Annotated in this window: 4 protein-coding genes; 3 read left to right on the top strand and 1 reads right to left on the bottom strand. The window is 73.3% G+C overall.

Annotation, left to right across the window (positions count from 1 at the left end; genetic code table 11):
- Window positions 1–399: rhodanese-like domain-containing protein (locus AB0G02_RS29490; RefSeq protein WP_360800226.1), on the bottom strand; the 399-nt coding region annotated here is incomplete at its 3' end.
- 62 nt (window positions 400–461) lie between these two features.
- Between AB0G02_RS29490 and AB0G02_RS29485 the strand changes: the two genes are divergently transcribed.
- The 3 genes from AB0G02_RS29485 (at window position 462) to galE (ending at window position 3,363) form a co-directional block, all read left to right on the top strand.
- A complete protein-coding gene (locus AB0G02_RS29485; protein WP_360800223.1) occupies window positions 462–1,154 on the top strand; it encodes a metal-dependent transcriptional regulator in 693 nt (230 codons plus the stop codon).
- Window positions 1,151–2,311 (top strand): galactokinase, encoded by a 1,161-nt coding sequence (gene galK, locus AB0G02_RS29480; RefSeq protein ID WP_360800220.1) that lies wholly within the window; start codon window positions 1,151–1,153, stop codon window positions 2,309–2,311. Before AB0G02_RS29485 ends, galK begins: the two co-directional genes overlap by 4 nt.
- A 74-nt stretch (window positions 2,312–2,385) precedes the next feature.
- Window positions 2,386–3,363, top strand: coding sequence for a UDP-glucose 4-epimerase GalE (galE, locus tag AB0G02_RS29475; RefSeq protein ID WP_360800218.1), 978 nt, complete (start codon window positions 2,386–2,388; stop codon window positions 3,361–3,363).
- Window positions 3,364–4,462: the final 1,099 nt, after the last annotated feature.

Below are 4,462 nucleotides of genomic sequence, written 5' to 3'. Positions count from 1 at the left end.
CGTTCCGTCCGGGCGGCCCTCGGCGGCCCACGCCGCGAAGCCGCCGTCCAGCACCGCCACCTCCGGGTGACCGGCCCAGCGCAGCAGCCACCAGACACGCGCCGCGATGGAGCCGTCACCGCCGTCGTACGCCACGACCGGGTGATGTTGGCGGACGCCGGCGGCCCGGAGCACGGCCTGCAGCTCCCCGGGGTCGGGCAGCGGGTGGCGGCCGCCGACTCCGGGCGGTGACGACAGCTCGGTGTCCAGGTCGACGTAGACCGCGCCGGGAACGTGCCCGACCTCGTAGTCTTGGCGTCCCGGCGGTCCGCCCAGTCGCCAGCGGACGTCGAGCACGACCGGTGGTTCCGCGCCGTCCAGCGCGGACGCCAGGGCTTCGGTGCTGATCAGTGGATGCACGGCACCATCCTGCACCCGCGACCGGCCGTCTAGCATTGATGCCATACGTAAGGGGAGCGGGTGTGAACGACCTCATCGACACCACCGAGATGTACCTCCGCACGATCTACGAGCTCGAAGAAGAAGGTGTGGTGCCCCTGCGCGCCCGCATCGCGGAGCGGCTGGGCCAGAGCGGCCCGACGGTGAGCCAGACGGTCGGTCGGATGGAGCGCGACGGCCTGCTCGTCGTGGCCGACGACCGCCACCTGGAGCTCACCGAGCAGGGCCGCGGCCTGGCCATCGCGGTCATGCGCAAGCACCGGCTCGCGGAACGCCTGCTGGTCGACATCATCGGCCTGGAGTGGGAGCACGTGCACAGCGAGGCGTGCCGCTGGGAGCACGTCATGAGCGAGGCGGTCGAGCGCAAGCTGGTCAAGCTCCTCGGCAACCCCACCACGTCGCCCTACGGCAACCCCATCCCCGGTCTGGACAAGTTGGGCGACGGCGAGCCCGCTCCCGCCGCCGAAGCCGACCTCGTGCGCGTGGACGAGGTGGCCCGGCGCGGCGGCGGTCGCGTCGAGGTGCGCCGGATCGCGGAGCACGTGCAGCTCGACCCGGACCTGATGGCCGAGCTCAAGGCGGCCGGTGTGGTGCCGGGCGGCACGGTCGAGGTCGACTCGATGGGCGGTGCGAAGGTCGTCCAGGTGCGCGGCAACGGCACGATCGCGGAACTGGACCCGGCGGTCGCCCACGCCGTCCTGGTGCAGGCGCGGTGAACCCGGCGCGACGGGCGGTCACCGCGTTCACCCGGCTGCACGGCGCGGCGCCCGACGGCGTCTGGTCCGCGCCCGGCCGGGTGAACCTGATCGGTGAGCACACCGACTACAACGACGGCTTCGTGCTGCCGTTCGCGCTGCCGCACCGGACCGCGGTGGCCGCGTCACCGCGGGACGACGGCCGCCTGCACGTGGCCACGGTCGGTGACGACGGGAGCGTGCAGCAGGCGTCCCCGGTGGCGGTCTCCGACCTCGAACCGGGTGTCGTCGGCGGCTGGGCCGCCTACGCGGCCGGGGTGGCGTGGGTGCTGCGCGAGCAGGGCGTGACCGGCGGGGCGAACCTGGTGATCGCCGGTGACGTGCCGGCGGGCGCGGGTCTGTCGTCGTCGCACGCGCTGGAGTGCGCGGTGGCGCTCGCGCTGCTCGGGCTGGCCGACCGCCCGGTCGACGACCTGCCGCAGATCGCCCGGTGGGTGCAGCGGGCGGAGAACGACTTCGTCGGCGCACCGACCGGGCTGCTGGACCAGACCGCGTCGCTGTGCTGCACCGAGGCGCACGTGCTGTTCCTTGACGTGCGGTCGTTCAAGTCCGAGCAGGTGCCGTTCGACGCCGCGTCGCAGGGCCTGGAAGTGCTGGTCATCGACACGCGGGCCAGCCACTCGCACACCGACGGCGGCTACGGCGCCCGGCGCGCGGGCTGCGAGGAGGCCGCGTCGATCCTGGGCGTGCCCGCGCTGCGGGACGTCGACGTGGCCGATGTGGACGATGCGCTGGCCCGGCTGCCCGAGCGGTTGCGACCGCTGGCGCGGCACGTGGTGACCGAGAACGAGCGGGTGCTGGAGGCGGTCGAGCTGCTGCGGTCCGGGCGGCTGGCCGAGCTGGGGCCGTTGCTGGACGCCTCGCACGCGTCGCTGCGCGACGACTACCGGGTGTCCGCGCCGGAGCTGGACGTCGCGGTGGACGCGGCGAAGGCGGCGGGGGCGCTGGGCGCGCGGATGATCGGCGGCGGCTTCGGCGGGTCAGCGATCGCGCTGGTGCCCGTCGAGCGGCACGACGAGGTCGTGGCGCGGGTGCCGGCGGCGTTCGCGGAGCGCGGGTGGACGACACCGAGGACGTTCACGGCGGTGCCCTCGGCGGGCGCCGGTCGTGATCGGTAGCGACCTCGATCAGTGCAGCCGCGGCTGGTGGCAGCCGCGGTCGATGACGGTCTAGTCGAAAGCAGGGGTGCAGGGTGAGGTTGCTCGTCACGGGCGGCGCCGGGTACGTGGGCAGCGTCTGCGCGGCCAGGTTGGTGGAGTCCGGGCACGAGGTGGTCGTGCTGGACGACCTGTCCACCGGGCACGCGGACGCGGTGCCCGAGGGGGCGCGGCTGGTCGAGGCGGGCATCGACGAGGCGATCGGGGACGTGCTCACCGAGGGCGTGGGCGGCGAGGGCTTCGACGGCGTGCTGCACTTCGCGGCGAAGTCGCTGGTGGCCGAGTCGGTGCAGGACCCGGCGAAGTACTGGCACGGCAACGTGGTGACGTCGCTGCGGCTGCTGGACGCGATGCGCGCGCACGGCACGCCCCGCCTGGTGTTCTCCTCCACCGCGGCGACCTACGGCGAGCCGGAGCAGGTGCCGATCGCGGAGACCGCGCCGACCCGCCCCACCAACCCCTACGGCGCGACGAAGCTCGCGATCGACCACGCGATCACCTCCTACGCCGCCGCGCACGGGCTGGCCGCGGTGTCGCTGCGCTACTTCAACGTGGCGGGCGCGTACGAGCGGACCGGCGAGCGGCACGGCGTGGAGACGCACCTCATCCCGATCGTGCTCCAGGTGGCGCTGGGGCAGCGGGAGCGGGTGCAGGTCTACGGCGACGACTGGCCGACCGACGACGGCACGTGCGTGCGCGACTACATCCACGTCGTGGACCTGGCCGACGCGCACCTGCGGGCGTTGGCGCACGCGACGGCGGGCGAGCACCGGATCTACAACCTGGGCAACGGCCTGGGCTTCTCGGTCAAGCAGGTCATCGACGCGTGCCGCGAGGTGACCGGCCACCCGATCCCGGCCGACGTGGCGCCGCGCCGGGCGGGCGACCCGGCGGTGCTCGTGGCCTCCAGCGACAAGGCCCGCACCGAGCTGGGCTGGAAGCCCGAGCGGGTCGACCTGACCGGCATCGTGCGAGACGCCTGGGACTTCGCCAGGTCGCGACAGGGGGCGTGATGGAAGCCGAGATCACCGAGGCCGGGTTCGGGGACCTGACCTCGTTCACCGAGATGCCGCGGATCACGGCTCTGGCGCTGTCGCCGGACGGTGTCGACGACCAGGTTCAGGAAGCCCGCGTTGTTGTACAGGTTGACCTTGCGGTCGGACCCGAGGGCGACGGTCACGCCGTTGGGCGTGGCGCCACCGGGCACCACGTTGAGGCTGGACGCGGTCGGACGCGTGACGCCGGACGGCCACGCCGTGACGTAGGTGCTCGCCGTCGCGTCGACACCGGTGATGTTCAGCGACACCGCCGTCGCGCCGGTGGGCACACCCGCCGGGGCGAAGTCGATACCGCGCGACTCGCCGGCGTAGAACGCGCCACCGGTGTTGCGGGAGTCGTACACGCGGGTCGGGCCCTGGGCGAAGTACCGGCCCGGGGTCGTGAACCCGCTGCCCGGGTTGTCGTAGACGTAGTAACCCGCGATGTCCGCGATCAGGTGGGTGCTGCCCGCGTTGTTGTACAGGTTGACCGTCTTGCCGACCGACACCCACGTGGTGACCGAGTTGGCGCGGGTCTCGCCCGGCACCAGGTTCAGGGTCGACACGTCGGGCTTGGCGACGGCGCCACCCTCCCACACCGACACGTAGGTGCTGGCGGACGGCGACGTGCCCGTCACGTTCAGCACCACGGCGAGGGTGTACTGCGGGAGGTTGGTGAGGGTGACCTCGATCTGACCGCCGGCGCCGACCGGTGCGACGGCGCCGTTGCGGCCGAGGCCGGAGCGGGTGTCCAGGACGCGACGCGGGGCGGTCGGGATGAACCGGGTGCCGGCGTACGCCGCGGCGGCCCGGGGTGCGGAGTCCGTGCCGTAGGGGTGGACCGCGTGGCCGACCCCGTTCGGCGTCACCGCGGTGCGGGCGACCTGGTCTCCGTTGTGGACGGACGCGGGCTCGGCAAGGGCCGGGGCCGCGCCGGTCACCACGGCCGCGGGGGGCGGGGGGGGGGGCCTGGACGGAGTGGGAGCACGCCGTGCTGCCGTTTATAAAAGACAAGCGGGATTGAAGACGAAGAAGTGTGTGAACGGCGTGGGGAGGGCGACCCGGGCCAGAACGG

Origin of the sequence: Actinosynnema sp. NPDC023658, from assembly GCF_040639995.1 — a bacterium.
Lineage (GTDB): Bacteria > Actinomycetota > Actinomycetes > Mycobacteriales > Pseudonocardiaceae > Actinosynnema.
This window is presented reverse-complemented; position numbering and strand designations above follow the sequence as displayed.